16 protein-coding genes and 1 pseudogene are annotated in these 22018 nt (G+C 49.7%); 3 read left to right on the top strand and 14 right to left on the bottom strand.

The window, feature by feature from the left end; all coding sequences use genetic code 11:
* Positions 1-235, top strand: a 235-nt coding sequence (locus tag ACTQ1E_RS06215; RefSeq protein WP_441565348.1) for a hypothetical protein, incomplete at its 5' end; no start/stop codon positions are given.
* A 31-nt stretch (positions 236-266) separates the two neighbouring features.
* Here ACTQ1E_RS06215 and ACTQ1E_RS06210 read toward each other — a convergent pair.
* From ACTQ1E_RS06210 to ACTQ1E_RS06175, 8 genes are all read right to left on the bottom strand, one after another.
* Positions 267-623 carry a DUF2304 domain-containing protein gene (locus ACTQ1E_RS06210; RefSeq protein ID WP_441565346.1) on the bottom strand — a complete coding sequence of 119 codons (357 nt, stop codon included), beginning with the start codon at positions 621-623 and terminating at the stop codon, positions 267-269.
* Positions 623-1369, bottom strand: coding sequence for a glycosyltransferase family 2 protein (locus ACTQ1E_RS06205; RefSeq protein ID WP_117840741.1), 747 nt, complete (start codon positions 1367-1369; stop codon positions 623-625). The genes ACTQ1E_RS06210 and ACTQ1E_RS06205 overlap by 1 nt, the downstream gene beginning before the upstream one ends.
* Before the next feature lie 604 nt (positions 1370-1973).
* Positions 1974-3119, bottom strand: coding sequence for a glycosyltransferase family 4 protein (locus ACTQ1E_RS06200; protein WP_148346127.1), 1146 nt, complete (start codon positions 3117-3119; stop codon positions 1974-1976).
* Between the two features lie 33 nt (positions 3120-3152).
* The gene (locus ACTQ1E_RS06195) at positions 3153-4013 is read right to left on the bottom strand and encodes a LicD family protein (protein ID WP_158558654.1); all 861 of its coding nucleotides are present in this window, start codon (positions 4011-4013) and stop codon (positions 3153-3155) included.
* 4 nt (positions 4014-4017) lie between these two features.
* Positions 4018-5262, bottom strand: coding sequence for a hypothetical protein (locus tag ACTQ1E_RS06190; RefSeq protein WP_441565343.1), 1245 nt, complete (start codon positions 5260-5262; stop codon positions 4018-4020).
* 44 nt (positions 5263-5306) lie between these two features.
* A complete protein-coding gene (locus ACTQ1E_RS06185) occupies positions 5307-6254 on the bottom strand; it encodes a glycosyltransferase (protein WP_158566237.1) in 948 nt (315 codons plus the stop codon).
* A gap of 108 nt (positions 6255-6362) precedes the next feature.
* Entirely contained in the window at positions 6363-8432 is a 2070-nt protein-coding gene (locus ACTQ1E_RS06180) for a L,D-transpeptidase family protein (protein WP_441565340.1), read from the bottom strand.
* 42 nt (positions 8433-8474) lie between these two features.
* Positions 8475-10646: an NlpC/P60 family protein gene (locus ACTQ1E_RS06175; RefSeq protein WP_441565338.1), complete on the bottom strand. Its 2172-nt coding sequence runs from the start codon at positions 10644-10646 to the stop codon at positions 8475-8477.
* Between the two features lie 165 nt (positions 10647-10811).
* On the opposite strand from ACTQ1E_RS06175, the gene ACTQ1E_RS06170 reads away from it, so the two are divergent.
* Positions 10812-12584 (top strand): phosphotransferase, encoded by a 1773-nt coding sequence (locus ACTQ1E_RS06170; protein WP_441565336.1) that lies wholly within the window; start codon positions 10812-10814, stop codon positions 12582-12584.
* A 2-nt stretch (positions 12585-12586) separates the two neighbouring features.
* Positions 12587-13528 carry a DMT family transporter gene (locus tag ACTQ1E_RS06165; RefSeq protein WP_117716690.1) on the top strand — a complete coding sequence of 314 codons (942 nt, stop codon included), beginning with the start codon at positions 12587-12589 and terminating at the stop codon, positions 13526-13528.
* Between the two features lie 63 nt (positions 13529-13591).
* On the opposite strand, the gene ACTQ1E_RS06160 is transcribed toward ACTQ1E_RS06165, so the two are convergent.
* From ACTQ1E_RS06160 to ACTQ1E_RS06135, 6 genes and pseudogenes are all read right to left on the bottom strand, one after another.
* Positions 13592-15667: a C39 family peptidase gene (locus ACTQ1E_RS06160; RefSeq protein ID WP_441565334.1), complete on the bottom strand. Its 2076-nt coding sequence runs from the start codon at positions 15665-15667 to the stop codon at positions 13592-13594.
* Positions 15668-15835: 168 nt separating this feature from the next.
* The gene (locus ACTQ1E_RS06155) at positions 15836-16789 is read right to left on the bottom strand and encodes a hypothetical protein (protein WP_441565352.1); all 954 of its coding nucleotides are present in this window, start codon (positions 16787-16789) and stop codon (positions 15836-15838) included.
* 27 nt (positions 16790-16816) lie between these two features.
* Positions 16817-17380: pseudogene (locus ACTQ1E_RS06150) on the bottom strand (glycoside hydrolase family 25 protein); the annotation flags it as partial.
* A gap of 456 nt (positions 17381-17836) precedes the next feature.
* Entirely contained in the window at positions 17837-19084 is a 1248-nt protein-coding gene (locus ACTQ1E_RS06145; RefSeq protein ID WP_441565332.1) for a hypothetical protein, read from the bottom strand.
* Positions 19085-20047 (bottom strand): hypothetical protein, encoded by a 963-nt coding sequence (locus tag ACTQ1E_RS06140; protein ID WP_441565330.1) that lies wholly within the window; start codon positions 20045-20047, stop codon positions 19085-19087.
* Between the two features lie 80 nt (positions 20048-20127).
* Positions 20128-21534, bottom strand: coding sequence for a hypothetical protein (locus ACTQ1E_RS06135; protein WP_441565350.1), 1407 nt, complete (start codon positions 21532-21534; stop codon positions 20128-20130).
* Between the last annotated feature and the right edge of the window lie 484 nt (positions 21535-22018).

Raw genomic sequence — 22018 nt, 5'->3', positions numbered from 1 at the left:
AGCTTGCGGACAGGGTCGAGGCGGCATAGGATATCAACCGTATTCCAGATTCTGGGACGCCGGGCCGACTCGCTTCGGATCGGGCACTACACCAACTTTCTCGACACTACCGCAATCCGCGATGAGAACCATCAAATTTGGTGCCGTTCCGAGCCTCAGCAAAGGGCATAAACATCGTTTGCATAAGGCTGAGTTCCACTATCTATTTGCGAAGCAGACAACGCTGAAGAACTAAATACAGACTAAATCAAACACTTGCATCGAGCTCATTCATGATAATTCGACCGATTCTCAAGCTCCTTTTCGAGCAAGGCAATCCTTTGTGTGAGGCTTTTGATTGCTAAAACATGACGGCTCACTGCAACGCTAAGAGACAGAGAAATTGCAAGCAACAACACTATTGCACCCAGAAAGAGGAAATTGGCTGGGTTAACAAATCCGATAGCCGTGGAGCAATAATAAATAAGCTGAGGAAATAGATCACAAAGCAAGGCCGCCATGCACATCAAAATCCAAAGCAGAGAATACTTAAGAAGCATCTTTCCTTTGGATACGAGTCGAAGAACATAAACGAGGAACCCACCAAAAAAGATGGCCGCCCCAATCCTTAGAAAAAAATTCATTATTGGTCTCCCCTATGGATCCAACACACAAGGACAATAGCAAGCGTGACTTTAATCATGTAGTAGACGGAAGAGAGGACCCCAATGGATGAACGCCCGCCCTGGCGCTCATTCATCTTTACAGGTGCCTCCATAACGGGGAGACCAAGCTTCATAGCCAAAGCTATCGATTCCGGCTCCGGATAATCATCAGGATAGCTCTTGCAGAATAAGTCGATGGCGTCTTTATTGCAGGCTCTAAAGCCAGAAGTGGGATCGGTGACCGCCTTACCTGTAAGCAACTTAAGCAAAAAAGAGAGCCACCTGATTCCAACACGACGCATAAAGGTTGATTGGAAACCGTCAGTCTCGACCAAGAATCGAGAGCCTATCGCCAGACTCGCCCCACCCTCAATCAGCTTAACAAGCTCAGGTATATAAGAAGGATCATGTTGGCCATCGCCGTCAACCTGAATGTCAATATCATAGCCAAATCTCTGAGCATACTTATGCCCCGCCTGGACCGCCCCACCGATACCAAGGTTCTGTGGGAGATCCAATATGTTGACATCATGCTCTCGGCAAAGCCTAAGTGTCCCATCCTGTGAGCCGTCGTTAATTACGACATAGTCATATCCAGCAGCCTTAATAGAAGCAACGGTATTGAGAATACATTCCTGCTCGTTATAGGCGGGAATAATTACCAGAACACGCGGATATCCTTTTGAATCTTTTGTTAAAGCAAATGACAATCGAGTTTCATCCATTCCAAATAATAGTTGGCCCTTAGCGACGCTCGAAGAAAATGCGGCCCTTACAGTCCAACGCACTGTCTAGTAATGAATAAAGTTTACAGCATCCGGACTAACCATCGCGAAGTTACATCTCAAGCTTGGACATTTAGTTTGCACGGCTGGCATACAGCTGACGTTCACCTGGAGCCCCCATCCGCCATCGCGAGACACAAATCCGCTGCGGCTCTCGCCCAATTGCGCGGTGCATAAGACTTCGACGTCATTCTAATCGGACAAATCTGCTCCAACTATCCCCCCATCCCAACGATAGCCTTAATCTTTGGCACTAGCTTAAAGAAACGCGGTCTGGGTTGATACAGGCGAGGCCAACATGCGGCAGCGACGCGACGCCGGACGATAGCAATAAATAGGCGCCGAGACCCATGTCGGCCCCAAAGCCAGGCGCAATAACAGCGGCGTGCTTCTTGATATTCAGCGGTGCTCAAGCGAGCAAATATTCATGAAATAGGAGGAATCGACAATACCAAAATCGGCACTTATATCCAACTTCACGCAAAAGCCGAACAAAAGCCCTTGATTATCAACTTCATCCGAACAAAAGCCAGCCAAGTATCACTTAGCAAATACAAAACGCCTTCTCGACATCCATAGCAGTGGCATCCCAGTTATATCGACTTTCAACAAGCGCCCTAGAGTTTCGAGACTGAAGAGAAAGCAGCTCTCGATCATCAAAAAGCCTGCATAATGCCGAAACCACCTCATCAGATGCCATGGACCGAATTATTGTGCCGTAGCTATCATCTAAGATAAGCTCGCGTGCCCCGCCCACATCTGTTACCACTGCAGGCGTTCCGCAGGCTGAAGCTTCAAGAAGTACCGTTGAAAAGCCTTCGGAACGAGTTGGAAGACAAAGCACATCTGCTTGCTGAAGTAAGGAAGAAATATCCTCTGTGTTACATCTCCCAAGCCAAAACAAGTTAGACGAACAGGCTTCCTTGACCTCATTAGCCAGCGGACCATCCCCTGCAAGAACAAAACAAATATCACGCTTGGTAATATCTTTTGTGCGAGCCGCCTCAATAATTGAATTAATTCCCTTTTCAGGAATAAGCCGCCCGACAAAAGCTACAACCAAAGATGACTGAGGGATACCTAATTCAGATCGGAAATCTCTCCCCGAAGAAATACTCCTATAGAATGAGGCATTGATTGAGTTTGAAATAACGCCCTTTGCAGTGATATTAAAGTGCTGAAGCCATTCAACACTTTTAGAAGAAATCCCATAGAAATCAGGGTCAAACGTCTTTACGCGATCCGTAGTCCAATCCTCATATCGGCGCACAAAAAAATCAAGGAGTGGCTGATTGAAGGAAAGATACGCTGAGCCGTGGTCGAGAACGACAGCCTTAGCACTATGATCCGCAGCAAACTTCAGCCCTTCGAGCGAGAGAGGGAAAAGTCTCGTGTTTATCAGAACACCATTCCACTCATAATCATCAAGGGTTTGCAGGAGTCGGTAATAATCACTGGTTTTTTTGGGAAGAGGAAGTCTTCCATCAAGTAAGGGAATGCAAGGAAGACGAATTACCTCCAGGCCGTTTTCGACTGAATGACCGACTCCCACGCGCATCGAATCATTAGTAACGATAACCACCCTATCGCCGCGTGCGGTCAAGGCGTGAGCGAGACCATCGACAAAATTACCAATTCCACTAAGTTGCGGGTGATAATGGTGAGTGAAAATACAAATAGAGGAGCTCATCACATAACCTCATCTGATATAGATGTCATATCCTTAATTCTGTGCCGTCCAGACTTCCCCATCTCCAAAGTCGAGCAAGAGCGGAAGATGGGTATGTCGATTATCCGGTGACGGTATTTTTTTCCAATCGCCATACATCGTTGTAAGATATTTATCCGTCATACGAGGAACAGGGAATTCACTGCCTTCGAAAACAGCACTGCTCAGAGGGAAAATCTCTGAAATAGGCACTGGCGCCATATTCGGCCAGCTTAACGTCAGACAGTAATCAGAGACCTCACCCGTATTTGAGTCGGCAATACAGGAATCGAACAAATCCTGGTAAGAGCATGCGCCTCGAGAAACCAGTTGTTCCACCACGTGCATAGCAGAACAACCAATTTGCTCGAGTTGACCAAGGAACCCTTTATGAGGGACAACAATGGAAGAAGAATGATATAAATAGGCTCTTTTCTGTGCAATTGATGCAGTTCGGACTTGCTTTGCACGAAGGCGTTTATCTGTATAGAGCTGGTCATATGGAAAGATGTCGACAAAAATGCCCATCGAACTGGAAGCCTCTCGAGCCTCTTGATTCTCGAAGCGAGTTCCATCGCGATACACCTTAGCAAACATCGCAGCATAGCCAGTAGTATTCCGCGATGTATGGAGCGAATATCCTTCCGGTAACCCACCCTCGGCTAAAGAGCAAAAGCGGTCATAATCTGAACGCATCATTCCGATATCTATATCATCATCCCAAGGGATAAACCCCCTATGACGCATTGCTCCTAAACATGTTCCACCGTCAAGCCACCACCTGATGCCGTGCTTAGAGCAGAATGCGGCGACAACCTGAAGGATATCCAATTCAGTGTTTTGAAGCTTTAATAGCGCGTGAGCTTTAGACATCATCGGCCTATCTCTTTTCCCCGAACCATTGTTGCGTCTGTTTCCCCAAAACAGAAGACTGATAAATAAGGCAAATGGCATTGGATATAAGCGCCGATACAGTAGGGCCATTTAAGCCAAACAGCATTTGCGCAGGAGCCATAACAGCGACAGCACTAATTAAGGACAGCATGCTGCCAACAAATACCCCTCGGTAATTATCAAGAGAAACCAGCAAATCGTTGACAAACCAAGCGATGCCAGTCAAAAAGGCACAAGCCAACATAGGCTGAAGGAGATCGGTATGTTTAGCTATTCCAGCGCCATAAAACAGCGACAGCAATAATTTACCGAATAAGAAAAGGGCAACTGAAGATATGACACCGACAAAAAAGATGCCAGCAAGTATTTTACCTATGAGCGAAAAAAAGGACATTTCTCTAGAATGGTAACGCTCTACTAGATAACCTAATAAAGGATTATAAATATAGGTCGCACCCATTTGGATAATTGCCACAGGTGCAGCAACTGATGCATAAATACCCAGAGCAGAATCTCCGAATGAATAAGATAAATACTGCCTGGGAATATTCGGCGCCGCAGAAGCAGCGATGCCGCCCAGAACGATGGGCAAACAGCTACATAGGAAGGCTCTGACCTTCGCTCGGCTAATTCCAAGCTTGATTGCAGAAATCCGATTTGATCTTGGATAATCGTAAATAACTCCGATGCCTATTGTCACTACCGTCATAAGCAACAGTGCACCTTCGAGGCTATTAAAAAATCCAAAGACAAGAATGAATGAAAGGAGAGAGCCGATGCCCTGCATTATGAGGGATTTCCCAATATAGTCCATCCTATGACCAACCTGATCATTAGCATGCATGACATCAATGACTAAGCCAGCGGTTTTATAGAGAGCATACAGAAGAATAGCGGGCACCGCACCAATACGACACGTTGCAATGGAATAGACGGCTAACATTGCAAACGCTATAAACGTAGTAAAGAAACGAAAAGTCAGGTATTCACCAGCAGAGTTTTTCCTTTCAACATCTGCAATTTGCACCGTGTACATCCTGTATTGGGCTAATTGAGAAAACATGTTGAAAATAGACATAGCCAGCGAATAAATGCCTGCAGCACTATATCCATCAGACAGCCGAACGACCAAAATGGTGATAAGCCACTGACAGCCTAAATTAGTCAACGAACCGACGGTATTCCAGAACATATTATGTTTAATCGAAAGAGTCTTCTCTGTGGCCTTCACAAATATAAGCGCCCTTCTAAACCTGTCGAAATGAGGATACGGAACTATCTCGCAGCTTTAAGTTCTTTTAAAATCAAAATAAACAGCCAATTCGGCACAAGACGTATAATGATATCTGCTTTAGCGATAGACGGGCAAGCTCGTCGGTATTTAAGTAAACCAATTATGGAGCGCCGCTCCCTTGCTTCAGCGAACCCCAATATTTCCTTTAGATGCGGTGAATCGGGAAATCTATCGGCAAATCGCCTAGCAGTATCAACCCTGTTTTTAACTCTTGTCGAATACCAATCATCTTTTGAGGAAACACCTGCAAGGAATCCGGTTTCGTTACCACCATGTCGACGATACTTAACCAAAGGAGTCATAGTAAAGCTGCACTTCCCCAGTTCACTGCAACCCAATGTCAACCACAAGTCATGTGCAGTCGATTCCGGAAAGGGAATCATCGACTTCGCCGCACTCGCATCTAACATGAGAGCCATACCAATGCCGTAACATACGCTTGCGGCCTGTACAGTAATATCCTCTCCAGAGCACCAATTTACTTCCGGCGAATTAGGATGAGCTTTTCTATAACTCTTTACCAGAATATTTCCGTTTTCGTCAATTACCGATCTATCACAAACATCTAGAATTGAGCCTTCTTCTAGCATATGGTTGAGCGAAACTTCAACTCTATTAGGCTCCCAAATATCATCCTGATCGCAAAGTACTACGTAATCCCCTTCCGCCAAGGAGAGCAGCGCCTCGAACGATTTGACATAACCGAGATTATTATCACCGTGATAATACCGATAGGCGTTTTTCGTTATATGCGCTTGGATAAACCGCTCTAATGAATCCGATTCAGGGCAGTCATTTCTAACTAGAAGCGTAAGCGGAAACGTTTGTTTATCTATCGAATCAAGTTGTTCCGCGAAAAACTTAAGATCGGGTTTATAAGCTGAGAGAAGTACGCATACGCCAATATCATTTCCCATTTCTATTTCCAAAAATCCTCCCAAATTCATTGCTTAAAGATTATCAAAGCACCCTCAGTTAAAAGAAACTCTTTTAAAAATAGAGTATTAATCCCTGTCTCTTAAAACGAGTGCCTAATATCAATAAGTAACAACCTTTGTTCCATAAGGAATGTTATCGTAAATCCATTTTGCATTCTGAATCTCAAGGCGTACGCATCCAGCAGAGGATGGAACGCCCATCGTGGGATCCATCACGCGGTTGCTGTTGACGTAGTAGGGTGAGGAATGGAATAAGTAATCACCATAGAACTGCGTGTAGTAATAGCAAGTATATCCATGCCCAAAGGAGTATCCCTTACCGTAGACTTGATACTCCCCTATCACCGTAGGCGTGCTAGCTTTTCCCGTCGAACATACATATCGACGGTTTAAGGACCAGTTATTCCAGGATCCAGTGTAAATACTCGTAACGCAACGTGACGTATCGACAAGTATCAGCCAATTTGTATTGCTTGAATAACTTTGAGCCTTAGCATCCATATAGTCTGACACCCACGCGCCGTTAGCCATAAAGAAATTCCAGGATCCGTCCACAACGCGCCAGCCAGTAGCCATAGCTCCACTAGCATCAAGCCAATACCAGGCGCCGCCCAGATTGAGCCATCCTGTCTGCATATAACCAGACGAATTCAAGTAATACCAAGATCCGTTAACGGCAACCCAACCGGTTTTCATAGCATAAGTGGACGGATCTAAATAGAACCAGGAGCCATCCTTGTACAGCCAGCCAGATCGTGCATAGCCAGCGGTCTCATCAAAAAAGTACCATTTTCCGTTAACGTTCTTCCATCCAGCGCAGGGGGAGCCATCGGTTGAATCAGCATAGAACTTACAGCCTCCAAGCATCACAAACCCGTGAGCTTCGGCCAATTCGCCATCGCCGTTTGATGTAAACAGTTTTCCATTACGCAATGCTCCACACAATGAGCAATCAGAACCAGCAAAAGCCTTAGATGGCTCATCCTGAACCGAGTCCTGGACATCTACCCATTCACGACAAGCAACAGCGCCTGAAGCTTTTGCATAATAGCTTTTCCCATTTACAGAAAAATGACCAAGAAGCATTTTACCGTCGGCGGCAGGATCGAGATAATAGTATTGACCACCGTCCTTCAGCCATTCAGTCTTTATAATGCCCGACGCTTGAGAAGGCTCAGCGTAATACCAGTCTCCATCGCTCATAAACCAGCCAAGTGACAACGCTCCCGTTGAAGAAAAATGATACCGGTTGGATCCGATGACATAAAAGCCGGTAGCCATTCTATTGTCATTTGCGACATCGAGCCAATACCAAACGCCATTCACCAAACGCCAGCCCGATGCAAGTGCGCCGGAACCGTCAGCGTAATACCAGTCCGTCCCATCAAACGCCCAACCAACAGCCATTGCGCCGGAATCCGATAAATAGTAACGAGACGAACCGACAGAAACGATTCCTCTAGACATAACACCATCATTGGCGGGATCAAGCCAATACCAGTTATTGCCAGTTTGAAGCCAGCCGGTTAAGACTTCACCATTGCTACCCCAATACCATAAACCGTTATCAAGGCACCATCCATTAATCAGTCCATAGGTTCCAAGAAGATAAGGGTGCCCATCAATAACACGTCGACCAGTAGCCATAGAACAGCTGTTAAGGGAGTCAAACCAGTACCATTGGTCTCCAATAAACTGCCAGCCACTTGCCAAAGCGCCTGACGGACCCGCGTAATACCACTTCTTTTCAGTAAAAATCCAGCCGCAGCTCATTGCGCCATCACGAGCGGGGTCCAAGTAGTACAGCGAGTCGTCAATATTCTGAATTCCGGTCAAACGACAGCCATCTAGATAGTAATACCAGGACAAACCGTTCCATTGCCATCCAGATAGTTGTTCTGTAGTCGACGGGTCATGGCTTTCGACAACCTGTAGGCTCGAATCTTCCGTTGTTTTGCCGGCACAATCGCTGGAGTCTTGAGAGCAACCGCCACCGACCAATGCTCCCGGCCCTCCTGTCGAGTCGCGCTCTACGACACCGTTATCCGCCCCCTCTTCCACGGCATAAGCAGTGCAAGAAAATGCGGGGGCTGTAACTGAGAGTAAGGCGGAAAATAGCATCAAGCCAATTACTCGCCAGCAAATTCGATGATCAATCCGAGCATTCATTTCAAGCCCCCAACCGGTACCGACTGTCTTGCAGGGAATCTATTAAATAAACGGACGAGCTGCGCCGATTACATTTCCCCTCGCGCTAATAGGATGAATTCCGACACCTTGATGAGGCCAGGAATCAATCATCAAGCCGCCGCCAAGTGCAATTGCAATATGACCGCGGTAATAAATCACATCGCCGCGTTGAATCGAGCTCGTGCTCACGGGCATAAAGATATTGCTTCGATACCAATTCATGGAATTGTAGGTTTGGCTTGGATCCCAGCGATGGTTATAAGGGTTGTAAACACCCATATCCATGCCAGTAGCATAAAGGCACTGCAAGACAAAACCAGAGCAATCAACAGCTCCACCGGGAGCGGTAGACCAAGGCTCAATATATTGCGTACCGATATACTCATAGGCGCGCTGGATAAAGGCGTTCACGCAATCTTCCCGCGTTGCTTCGACAGAAATGCGAGAAGGGGTCACATAGGTAAAGTATCCGGTGCAATAGCTAGGCAGCTGAACAGTCCAAGAACTGACCTGAGGATACTGGGATGGGTTTTGCCAGCCAACTTTATCGCACTGGCCATCGCTCCAGAAAATTCGGCGAACACCGTCGATGGTCCTTGCGCCCGTTGCCATAGCGCCGCTGCCGTCTAACCAATACCACTTACCCGAATCTTTAAGCCAGCCAACATGCATGCTTCCATTGGACCCAAGGTAATACCATGTTCCATTCAGGCATTTCCAACCAGTTGCCATTTTCCCGTCGGCGTTCAGGTAATACCATGCACCGCCAGCAAAAACCCATCCGGTCTTCATCACGCCAGAATCAGCATCAAGCCAATACCAATCGTCGTCAATCTGCAGCCATCCACGATGAATGACGCCCGTTCCATGCTCAGCGTAAAACCTTAGATTTGCGACATTAACCCAGCCGGACGCAACCTGCCAACCATCGGCTCCGGCTATTTTCAGGATGGTGCCGTTTTCGCGAATCGCATCCTTGCAAAGGTATCCATTACCATCGGCATATCTTTCAACGCCTTCATTAACGGTAACCCAGCTTGAAATCACAAGCCTACCGCTCTGGTTTGCAAAACAATCGTTGCCGCCCACCTCAAATAAGCCCGTTTTCATGAGATGGCCAACAGGGTCCAAGTAATACCAGCTCGCGCCTTCTTTATACCAGCCAGAAATAAGTGCGCCAGATTGGGAAGCGAAATACCAACCGTCCTCGGACTGAGCCCAACCAACAGCCATAGCCCCATTGGGGTTCAAATAATATGCCGCGTTACCAAGGTCTAAATACCCAACGAACATTTTGCCGTCGGAAGCTGGGTCGAGATAATACCAACACCCGTTAACGAGTTTCCAGCCAGTAGCCGCAATACCGTTGGAGCAGTAATACCAATCTGCTCCATCCTTGTACCATCCATTTGCAAGGCCATAGTCACCAAAAATGTAGGTACAGCCATCAATCTTTTGACGGCCCTTGAGCATGATGAGCGTCTGTGGGTCAAAATAATAGCGAGTCCCACCTATCGTCTGCCATGACGAAGCAAGGGCACCCGATGAATAAGCCCAGTACCAATTCCCGTCAACGAGAATCCAGCCGGTTTTCATAGCGCCCGAGGCATCTAAATAGTATTTCTCGCTCCCGAGGTCGACAAAACCAACCTGCATTACATGGGTGGTAGGATCCAGGTAATACCATGTGCCATCTTGATAAAACCAACCAGCAGCTAAATCGCCTCCAGCATTGGCATAAAACCAATTTCCATCTGAGTTACGTAGCCAGCAGTTCTGATATAGCGCGCCAAAAGGCGTTGCGGCATTACCGTCATTCGCATAAAACGAAGCAGTCAAACCGCCATCATCGGTCACATTGAAATAACCTGTCTGCATTGCACCATCATTGGCTGGATCAAGCCAATACCAATAGCCCCCGCTTTGCAGCCAGCCGGTTTGGTGTTTACCGTTTTTTCCGTAATACCAAACTCCAGACGACTCGTCTCGTTGCCAGCCATCTTTTATGACGGAAGAATTATCAGGTTGCAAATCATCGGAAACCACAGAAGAAAAATCCACTTTTGACTCAATACTCTGAGCCTCAACGGAATCCTGTGCAAACGCGACATTCGCACTCAGGGGCAAGCAGCAAGCAGTAATTAATGACGCAGCAGCACAAACAAGCGTGGCCTTCTTTTCGAATCGATACATAAGCGACCCTCCCAGATATCTCCTTTATTTATTTTAATCCACATTCCAGGATTGATTTTCGTTACTGTCTGTTCAGTCTATGTAGATAAATATATTAAATTGAACACAACGTTCAATCATTCTATTCTTTCCCTAAGCAATGAACATCTTAATTGGAGGCCTGCAGTGGAACTGACCAAGCGTAACTTTACTGTTCTGTACGAATACCTAAAGAACCCATATGCCAGCCAGCGAGAAGTTGCCGAGCGCACTGGCCTCTCACTTGGATCGGTAAACGCAGCAAATAAAGAGCTTACGAATGAGGGCCTTCTCGAATCGGACAGCCTAACCGACAGCGGTTACGAAGCACTTCACCCCTATAAGGTTGAAAACGCAGTGATATTGGCTGCGGGGCTTTCGAGCCGCTTTGCTCCCATTTCGTATGAAAAGCCCAAAGGCCTTTTAAAGGTACGTGGTGAGATTCTCATCGAACGTCAGATTAGGCAGCTGCAAGACGCAGGTATCAGCAATATCACCGTCGTTGTCGGCTATAAAAAAGAGTATTTCTTCTATCTTGAAAGCAAGTTCGGCGTTTCGATTGTCGTCAACAACGAATACGCATCCAAAAATAACCACGCATCGCTTATGTGCGTAAAAGAGCGACTTGGCAACACCTACATTTGCTCAAGCGACGATTACCTTCTAAACAATCCATTTGAAGCATACGTTTGGAAAGCATTTTATTCTGCTCAATATGCTGAAGGCGCCACCAAAGAATGGTGCATTCAAACGGGAGCAATGGACAGAATCACCAATGTTACGATTGGCGGTTCCGATGCTTGGTATATGCTCGGGCACGTCTACTTTGATAAAGCTTTCTCGCTTGCATTTAAGCAGATTCTTGAGACGGAGTATAGCAAGCCGGAAACAACGGACAAGCTTTGGGAAGATCTATATATCGAGCACATCAAGGAGCTCGATATGGTTATCAAGAAGTATCCTGAGGGCGAGATCAACGAATTCGATTCTCTTGATGAGCTGCGTGCCTTTGATCCGCATTTTATCGAAAACGTTGACTCCGATATTTTCGATAACATCGAGCAAGTGCTCGGCTGCTCCAAATCAGAGATTCACGACGTTTATCCCCTTAAACAAGGTCTTACGAATCTGTCGTGCCACTTTAGAACCAATGATGGAGAGTACGTTTACCGCCATCCGGGAGTCGGGACCGAACTGCTTATTAACAGAAATGGAGAAGTAGCCGCACTTAAAAAAGCTAAGGAACTCGGCCTTGACGATACGTTCATCCATGAGGACCCAAAGCGTGGTTGGAAAATTTCGAAGTTTGTACCCAACGCAAAGCAGCCTGATCCGCATGATGCTGCCCAAATGAATCGAATGATGCAGATGTGTCGTTCGCTTCACGAGAGTGGTGCAAACGTCGAAACCGAATTTGACTTCTACCTCGAAGCAAAGCGCTACGAATCACTTCTTCTGGAAAAAGGTCCCATCGACATTCCAGGCTACAGGGAAATGGCCGCCGAAATCGATGAATTAGAGCGCTTTGTACAGGCCGACAATGCACCAAAATGCCTTTGTCACAATGACTTCTTTTACCTCAATTTCCTTATCGATGAGAACGACAAGTACTATCTCATTGACTGGGAATATGCTGGCATGAGCGATTACGCGAACGATTTTGGAACGTGCAGTGTCTGCTGTGAGCTTTCCGAAGATGAAGTCGACCGCGCGCTTGATGCATATTTTGGGCGCAAGGCAACGAATAACGAAGTTGCGCATAACTATGCGCACATCGCCCTTGCAGGATGGTGCTGGTACCTCTGGTCTCTTCTGAAAGAAGCCGAAGGTGACTTCGTGGGCGAATGGCTCTATATCTACTTTAATTACGGTGCCATATACCTCAAAAAGGCACTGGAGATCTATCGGAAAGGTGAGTAACGATGCAATTCGGCTTCTTTAGCGGCCTTCTTTGGGGCCTTGATACAGTAATTCTTGGAATCGGCTTGGCGCTCGCGCCCTATATTGGATCGGCGGAAGCGCTTGCATGCGCCTCCATTGCGGGGTCTTTTCTCCATGATGCCTTCTGTGCAATCTGGCTCTTTGGCTACATGGGAGTCCGAGGCAGACTGAAAGACACGCTCGCTGCGCTTAAAACTCGTTCGGGCAAGGTCGTCATCGCCGGCGCTCTACTCGGTGGACCTATCGGAATGACCGGCTACGTATTGGCAATTAATAACATCGGAGCTGCCTACACGGCAATCATCTCCGCCTTCTATCCCGCAGTCGGAGCATTCCTTTCCTTCGTGCTGCTGAAGGAGAAAATGGGCAAAGGCCAGATTCTTTCCCTTCTCGTTGCTCTTTGCGGCGTAATGACGATGGGCTATCTATCGGCCGGGTCGAGTGAGATTGCAAATGCCCCCCTCGGCTTACTCGGGGCGGTGCTTGCCGTTATTGGATGGGGATCCGAAGCGGTGCTGTGCGCATGGGGAATGAAAGATGATGCCGTTGATGACGAAACAGCTTTGCAAATCCGCGAAACTACAAGTGCGCTTGTTTATGGAGTGCTTGTACTTCCCCTCTTCGGAGCATGGCATTTCACGCTGGGCGCAATCCCGAGCATGCCCACATTGATTATTGCACTCGCCGGACTCGCAGGAACTGCATCCTATCTGTTCTATTACAAGGGCATTGCGGCAATCGGAGCAGCGCGTGCGATGGCTCTGAATATCTCCTATTCGGCATGGTCGGTGGTCTTTGGCCTGATCTTGCTTGGAACAATTCCCGACATGGCATCCGTAATCTGCTGCGTTGTAATTGTGTGCGGAACAGTTTTGGCAGCCAGTAACTGGGACGAACTATTTGGACGAAATAAGACGGCGTAGCTTGATTAACAATGCAGTAAAAAAGGGAGAGCTCGACGAGCTCTCCCTTTTTTAGCATTATGGCTATTCAATTACCACGGCCTGGCTATCCATCTGTTGCCACGTGCCGAAGAACACCTGGGCATTTCGCGTAACATTGCCGTTAATCGAATCCGAAAGAAAGACAATTCCCCGCTCGTCATCATAGCCTTTAAGGACTACGGCATGATTACCGCCCCACAGACCATAGGAATGCCCGTTATACCAACGAGCAGCATAACGGCCCCCTGGCCAACTTCCCCACTCGGTATTCCACATCTCAACAGGTTGACCACAGGTCAGCCTGTTCTTAATGGAAGAAATTGACGAGAAAGAGACGTCTTTTGCCTGCTTGCCACTTCCAGCAGCACGCAGAAAATTATTTCCAGCAATAGTAATCGCAGGGGCGACACATCCCATGAGACCCCCGCTGCTACGCCTCGGGTTGCCATCAAAAGCGGTAACAAAGTTGCCGTTGCTTCCCTTGGGCAAGTAATAATCCGCAATAATCGTCTTACCTAAACCGAAACCATAGTAGTTAAGCAAGTTTGTTAGGGCAACCGACTCACAGCCAGTAGGAAGTTCCGGATACTGCGAATAGCAAGGGACATCGACCCAAGCGCCAACCATTGCGCCGGATGAACTGAACTTGTAGTCAGTAGAGCCGATCCAATACCAACCGTTACTCAACATTACTCCCCCACGTGCGACATCAAGGTAATACCATGTGCCTCCAAGGGAAAGCCATCCCGTTTTCATCGCGCCAGAAGCGGAATCCAGCCAGTACCAGTTGCTGCCATCGTTAAGCCAGCCGGTCGCCATTCGACCATCCGGGTTAAAGTAATACCAAGACCCAGCAATTTGCTGCCACCCAGTCAGAATTACTCCACTAGCAGAACAATAATATCGAGCACCCTGACTCTCAATCCAACCAGTTCTGGCATTACCGTCATCGTCAATCAGCTGGATTCCCGAATCGGTCATGATGCCTTTAAGGTCAATTGCGCCGCTGGATGACGAATGATACATCCAAGACCCATCACCGTTTGACCAGCAATTAGCCATCATCTTGCCGGTACTATTAAATATGTATTCACATGATCCGATAGTTTGAACGCCCGTGGTCATGGCATGCGTCGAGGGGTCGAGCCAGTACCATGCACCGCTTAGGTTGAGCCAGCCGGAGGCGAGGGCACCGGAGCCCGTCGCGTAGTACCAGGTCCCGCCGTCGAGCACCCATCCGGTCGCCATCGCGCCGGAGGCGCTGAACCAGTACGCTGAGTCGTTGCACGCGTGAAGGCCCGTCACCATGGCGCCGGCCGCCTCGGGATCGAGCCAGTACCAGGAACCGCCGGTGTAAAGCCAGCCGGTCGAGGCGATGCCGTTCGCAAACCAGTACCAGGAGCCGTCGACGAGGCCCCAGCCGTTTAGGGGGCCGCAGCTGCCGAAGTAGCGGCGGACGCCCTGGGCATCGGTCTGGTAGCCCGTCAGCATGGCCCCCGTCCGGGCATCGAAGCAGTAGGGCACGCCGCCGACGGAAACGGGACCGTGCGCCAGCGCGCCGGAGCCCGTCGCGTAGTACCAGGTACCGCCGTCGAGGACCCACCCGGTCGCCATCGCGCCGGAGGAGTTGAACCAGTACAGTGAGCCGTTGCACTCGTGAAGGCCCGTCACCATGGCGTGCGTCGAGGGGTCAAGCCAGTACCACGTACCGTTTAGGTTGAGCCAGCCGGAGGCGAGGGCGCCGGAGCCCGTCGCGTAGTACCAGGTGCCGCCGTCGAGCACCCACCCGGTCGCCATCGCGCCGGAGGCGTCAAACCAGTACGCTGAGCCGTTGCATGCGTGAAGGCCCGTCACCATGGCCCCGCCCGCCTCGGGATCGAGCCAGTACCAGGAACCTCCGGCGTTAAGCCAGCCGGAACGCAATGCAACAGGATTGGTCGAATCCGCGTAAAACCACTTACCGTCAACCGAATTCCAGCCCTGCTTCCATTTAATGGATCCTTGAGCAGCGACCCCCTCGATGGAATCGGATGAAATGGCGGCCGAAGAGAAGGCTTGCCGTTCGGAAATAGAAGGCTCGGAAGAGTCTACAGAAACCTCATTCTCGGCACCAGCCACACTTGGACCAGTGAGTAATATCGCAGACAGAACAAATAGAGTTAATATTGTCAGCTTATTTCTTACCATGCACGGCCCCCAGAGAATACCAATCGTACATAGACATAGTCTACAAATGGACTAGCTCGCGCAATATGTAATTAGAAAAAAGCAATTAAAGAAGAGCTGTTAGCCGAGCCAAACGCCGTTACTCGAAAAAGAATACTGTGACCCGTTGATTTGTTGAGTGCCAGTGACCATCGCGTGTGTCGATGGATCCAGCCAGTACCACGCACCGCCGACGTAGGCCCATCCCGAAGCGAGGGCGCCGGAGCCAGTCGCGTAGTACCAGGTGCCGCCGTCGAGGACCCAGCCGGTCGCCATCGCGCCGGAGGAGCTGAACCAGTACATGGAGCCGCCGCATTCGTGCAGGCCCGTCGCCATGGCGTGCGTCGAAGGGTCGTGCCAGTACCAGGTACCGCTTAGGTTGAGCCAACCGGAGGCGAGGGCGCCGGAGGCCGTCGCGTAGTACCAGGTCCCGCCGTCGAGCACCCAGCCGGTCGCCATCGCGCCGGAGGGGCCGAACCAATAGGCAGAGCCATTGCATGCGTGAAGGCCCGTCACCATGGCGCCGGCCGCCTCGGGATCGAGCCAGTACCAGGAACCGCCGATGTAAAGCCAGCCGGTCGAGGCGATGCCGTTCGCAAACCAGTACCAGGAGCCGTCGACGAGGCCCCAGCCGTTTAGGGGGCCGCAGCTGCCGAAGTAGCGGCGGACGCCCTGGGCATCGGTCTGGTAGCCCGTCAGCATGGCCCCCGTCCGGGCATCGAAGCAGTAGGGCACGCCGCCGACGGAAACGGGACCGTGCGCCAGCGCGCCGGAGCCCGTCGCGTAGTACCAGGTACCGCCGTCGAGGACCCACCCGGTCGCCATCGCGCCGGAGGAGTTGAACCAGTACAGTGAGCCGTTGCACTCGTGAAGGCCGGTAGCCATGGCACCGCCCGCGTCGGGCTCGAGCCAGTACCACGTGCCACTCTGAAACAACCATCCGGTATACGCCTTGCCGTTGGAGGCTGCATAATACCAGGTGCTGTCAATTAGTTGCCAATGATAAAGGGAGACATCAACATACGCGTAGTTCATATCAACGTTGCCGTTGATTCCAGGGACTTTTCCGTTGCTCTTATACTGCCAAAAACTGTAATTGCCGGTATAGTCACATTGCGAGTTATATTGAGCAATCCAATGATCCCAAGAGCTACTCTTAAATACAGAGTCAGTCAAAATGTTGTTAAACCAATTTAAATTTGCATAAATACCAGGCTCATATCCTGCGGCAGAAATCCTATTACAAAAAACCTGCGCCCTCGATGCAATTCCGGTTTGACGTCCATTTGCAATTATCGAGCTATCCTCAAGATCGTAATACACCGGCAATCTTGGATTATGCCCAGAAAGGCAGTCAATCACCATTGATGCCTCGTCAGCTGCTTGCTGATCATCCCGAGCATACGAATAGATATAAATACCGTAAGGAATTCCAAGACGCTCGCACTCAGTAATATTACGGCTGAACTGATAGTCAACACGGCCGCCCCAAGATGGAGCGCCAAATCCAACACGCAGAATAGCGAAATCGATACCAGAAGCCTTAACGGCATCCCAGTCAATACGTCCTTGATGCTCGCTGACGTCAATGCCCTGTGCTGTAACCCCATCGGGAAGAGCGCCCATAGACAATAAGGCTATTCCGTCTTCTTCGGAAGAAGAATCATCTGAAACTAATTGTCCCCCCTCATAACGCCAAGAATTCTCAACTAGAGTCTGTGTAGCCTCCGCATCCGCAGGGCAAACAAACACGGAAACGAACGCAAGGACCATCAGCACCAACAATGCCAAAAACAACTTAAGATGTTTGTTCATATAAACCTCGTCATTCGCTCTTGATTGCGTCTAGCTTACAGCATAGCTATGAAAGAATCCCGAACATCTAACAGGACAAGACGCCATCTAGGACAATAAATAGTTGGGCGCAATGCTGCAAAGAAAATAAGAACTTACCGGAAGGGCCGAACCCGAAGGCTCATTGTCCCCCCCCCTCTTACCCCCAAGAATCCCGAGCTCAAACAAACTTTCAAACCAGATGTCAAAAAGGTAGGGGACCCAGAGAGTCCCCTACAACTCGGAATTCTAATGAATTAATATTACTTTCGATGGACCCAAAGCAGTCAAACCGGAGATGCGATTTCCATAACCATCACTATGCCAGAACAAATTTTCGCTCGGCGAATTGCCCCAGAAAAAGCCAATGTGGCTATCGTCCGCATATGGGTTGTAAGGATTGAAGAACACAATGTCCCCCTTACGAGCCAAACCGCTACGTAACAACTCATCAATAGAGTTGAAATAAGTCACGTTCGCGCACGTATCGATAGCGTAGCCGTACCAACGATACGCGTTTACGCAGCCGCCCCTTCCGGGACCTCCACTCCAAGGGGAATGGCTCTGCTCGGCGGCAATGGGAGCTAAATTACCGCCCGCTTTCATATACGCATGCGATACAAATCCACCACAATTCATGCCCGTATAACCGTCCCAACGCGGATCGCCCTTTGGGTATATGCACGTTTCCTGGCTGAGATGTGTGTCGTAGCGTGTTCCACGGTAATAGCCATCGTTTTCGTGGCTCATAAGCCAATTGACCAGGCTGGACCTATTGACCCCCAAAACAGAACCAGACGTATTCAACCATGCACCGCTTGCATTGAAGTAGTAGTCGACGCCATCAATTTTCAGCCACCCATTAGCAAACATGGCGCCCGAAGGCTGGAGCCAGTACCACGTACCGCCGTCATTAAGCCATCCAGTTTTCATCTTGAATGTAGAAGGGTCCATCCAATACCACGCACCGTTGACATATTGCCAACCAGACTTAAGGACACCATTGGAAGATGCGTAGTGCCAAGAATTGCCATTTTCGTCAGAAGCGTCATTCGACATAATCCAACCAGATGCCACATTAACGACACCGTTTGCGTCCGCATAGAAAACCGCGTCTCCAATATGAATTGTACCTGGCAATGAAGACAAGTCGGTACGATCAGCGATTACGGGAGATCCATCAGATGAAGTAGGCAACGGCTCGCTCAGTGCTCCAGACGAATTCGCCCATGACATACCGTCGCCCAAGTTAATCCAGCACGAAGATGCCATCGCGCCGGAATCATAAGAAAAATAGCGCGTGCTTCCTACCGCGAATTCACCAGTACGCATTGCACCGGATACATCATCAAGGTAATACCAGGCGCTTCCGGACTTTATCCACCGTCCTCGTTGAATAGCTCCGCTTGATGCGGCGTAATACCAAGTACCATCAGCAAGTGCCCAGCCTGTTGCCATGGCACCTGAACTCGTAAGGAAATAGGTGGACGAGCCCACTTACACAAAGCCCGTGAGCATAATATGGCTTCCTGGATCCAGGTAATACCAAGAATTCCCTAGAAGCAACCAGCCTCCATGCAGCAAGCCGTTGGAGTCAGCGTAATACCAGTTATTGTCAACAAGTGCCCACTGAGAGGAGAGCATGGCCCCCGACCCGTTAAAGATATAAGGGGTTCCATTGCATGCATTCAGCCCGGTTGCCATAGAACCGTCCGCAGGATCAAGCCAGTACCAACGGCCCCCATCCGAGAGCCAGCCCTTTACCAGGGCGCCAGAGCCGGAGAAATAATGCCAGACGGAAGCATCAAGGTGCCATCCGATAAGCATTGCGCCAGAAGAGGAGAATCCATACGTGGCTTCCCCGATCTGCAGCATTGTATCGTGGACCATCTTGCCCTCATCATCCAGCCAATACCAGTTGCTGCCGTCTGAAAGCCAGCCTTTTACCATGGCGCCAGAACCGGAGAAATAACGCCAAGCAGAAGTGGAGCCCGTAGAATCTAGGTACCAGCCGACACGCATTGCGCCAGAAGAGGAGAATCCATAAGTCGCACCCCCGACTTGGACCAATCCATCCTGAGCCATTCGGCCTTCGTCGTCGAACCAGTACCAGCTACCGTTTATATGTCTCCAAGAAGAAACAGCAATTGTTCCGTCGGACAAGCCCCAACGCCAAAAACCAGCCCCCTCTTCGGGCGATATCCACCCCTGATGCCAAATAATTTGATTCGAAACCTCAGAAGAGACCTCATTATCCACCTGAGAGTTCTGCTCAACGGCGAAGGCCGATTCGCGCTGAGCATCAACACATGATTCGACAGAAGCAATAACAACGGCAGAAGAAGGGCCCTCATCATGGTTTGCCAAATCAAGAGCGCATGACATCGAGGGAGAACCCAATAGGAGCCCAAAAGAAATGAGGCCCGAAAAAACCAGCACTCCGAATGACCATTTCTTCATAGCAGCACGGTATCCAATCACGCAGCGACCCCGTCACCTCAGGGCAACGGGGCCTCAATCAAAACTAGCTCAATAATGCGTTAGCCAATTTGTTGGCAGTTCTTGCACTCTCGTAAAGCACCGCGCTTCTGGGCCTCCTGGATAGAGATCTGCGAATAGCCCTTTGCGTCCTTGCCAACGGTACGACACTTATGCGTATGGTAAACATCGCTACCGCTCTTATACCAAACTAAACCGTAGCCCGGAATCCACTTGCCGTCCTCGCCGACATAGTAGGAGCCAACCCAGGCATTCGTAGCCATGGCGCCAGAAGACTGGAGGTAGTAGTCGCCGACCCAGGCGTCGTGGGCCATAGCGCCGGAACCGCTAAAGTAGTACCAGGCGCCGCCGACCTGACGCCAGCCGGTGGCCATCGTACCGGAATCGTCGAACCAGTACCAAACTCCACCAACGTTAGCCCAAGAGTTAGAGGCCATAGCGCCCGAACCTCCGAGCCAATACCACGTGCCGCCATTGCTGAGCCAGCCGGTTGCCATGGCGCCCGAACCGCTCGCATAGTACCAAGAGCCGCCTGCCAAGAACCAGCCAGTGGCCATTGCACCGGAGTCGCCGAACCAGTACCAGGAGCCGCCGAGGCTGCGCCAGCTGTTAGCGACCATGGCGCCCGAGCCGTCGAGGTAGAACCAAGTACCGCCGATGTTGAGCCAGCCAGTGACCATCGCACCGGAGGCATTAGTGTAGTACCAGGTACCCGAATCGTTGATCCAGCCAGTCAGCATGACCCCAGATTCATTGAAATAGTACCAAGCCCCGCCGAGATTATGCCAACCGGTCAATAGCTCACCGTCAGAGGTCGCATAGGACCACTTTCCGTAGATGGAGTCGTAGAACCAGCCGCCATGCTGCATGCGGCCATCGGCGTTGGCGCCAGGGGTGTTCAGGAAGTAATTCTTGCCGTCAATTTGAACTCGGCCGTATGCCATATCATGGCTTTCGGGGTAGAAGTAGTACTTGTCCCCACCGATAGACTGCCAGCCCGAAACTGCGGTCCCGTCAGCGCCAAAATAGTACCAGACGGCTTCGTAATCGTTATGCCACTGGTTCGTGACCATGGCGCCAGTTTTCGGATCGAAATAGCGAAGTTCGCCGTCCTCGCACCAGACGAGTCCGGTCTTCATGAAACCATCTTTGTTGAAATAGTATGTACCTGCGGGACGTGATGTAACTACAGAAGAATCGGTCCTCGAGGCGCTCTGATCAATTGAGTTTAAGCCTACTAGAAAATCCCTGTGAGTAGTCCCCCCAGCATTGCACTCAACGCTATACCGCGTAAGAGGGTCAGACGTCTGTTCATTTTGAGTGCCGTTCCAACCGTCATAGCCCCAGTAAGAAATCGGACGACCGTCGGAACACCATTCCGTAATCGGTCCACCGCCTCCGCCACCGCCAGCAATATCAGCAAATGAGGGCGCCGGGGCAACCGTCATGCAGGCAGCAGCAAATGCAACAACTCCCAGCACTGTTAGTCCGTGCCATCTTTCTCGAAGGTTTTTCATACGACATCCTTTCTCCGAGATTTAAGGCTCTCTAAAGTTATTTTTAAACTATCAATTCAGTTTTTCAACGGGAATTCGATAAAAGGTGTCTTTGTAGCTGCAATTTAAATATGAGTCACCACACCTCAACCGTTACGTCAAATAGCTTCTGAGTCAAACCGAGCACATAAGCGAACCAATTTAATACAACCACCTGTAAAAATTCTGAGGCACGTTTTCGATATGACAAGAGCTGCTTGAACGAGGAGTACTTGAACCCCACCGCTCTTGCAGCTCTTGAGGGCACTTTGCCGGATCTTGAAATTACTTCGCTCTAAAGCAAGAAGTACTCACTGTCGGAGGATAGGTTCGGCCCGAGCCACGGATCGCCATCCAAGAAGAACTCAGGCCAGCGCCGCATGAACAGTGCTTGCTA

The organism is Collinsella sp. LCP21S3_C7 (assembly GCF_052118485.1).
Classification (GTDB): domain Bacteria; phylum Actinomycetota; class Coriobacteriia; order Coriobacteriales; family Coriobacteriaceae; genus Collinsella.
The sequence above is the reverse complement of the archived record's forward strand: the minus strand, read 5'-3'. Positions and strand labels throughout refer to the sequence as shown.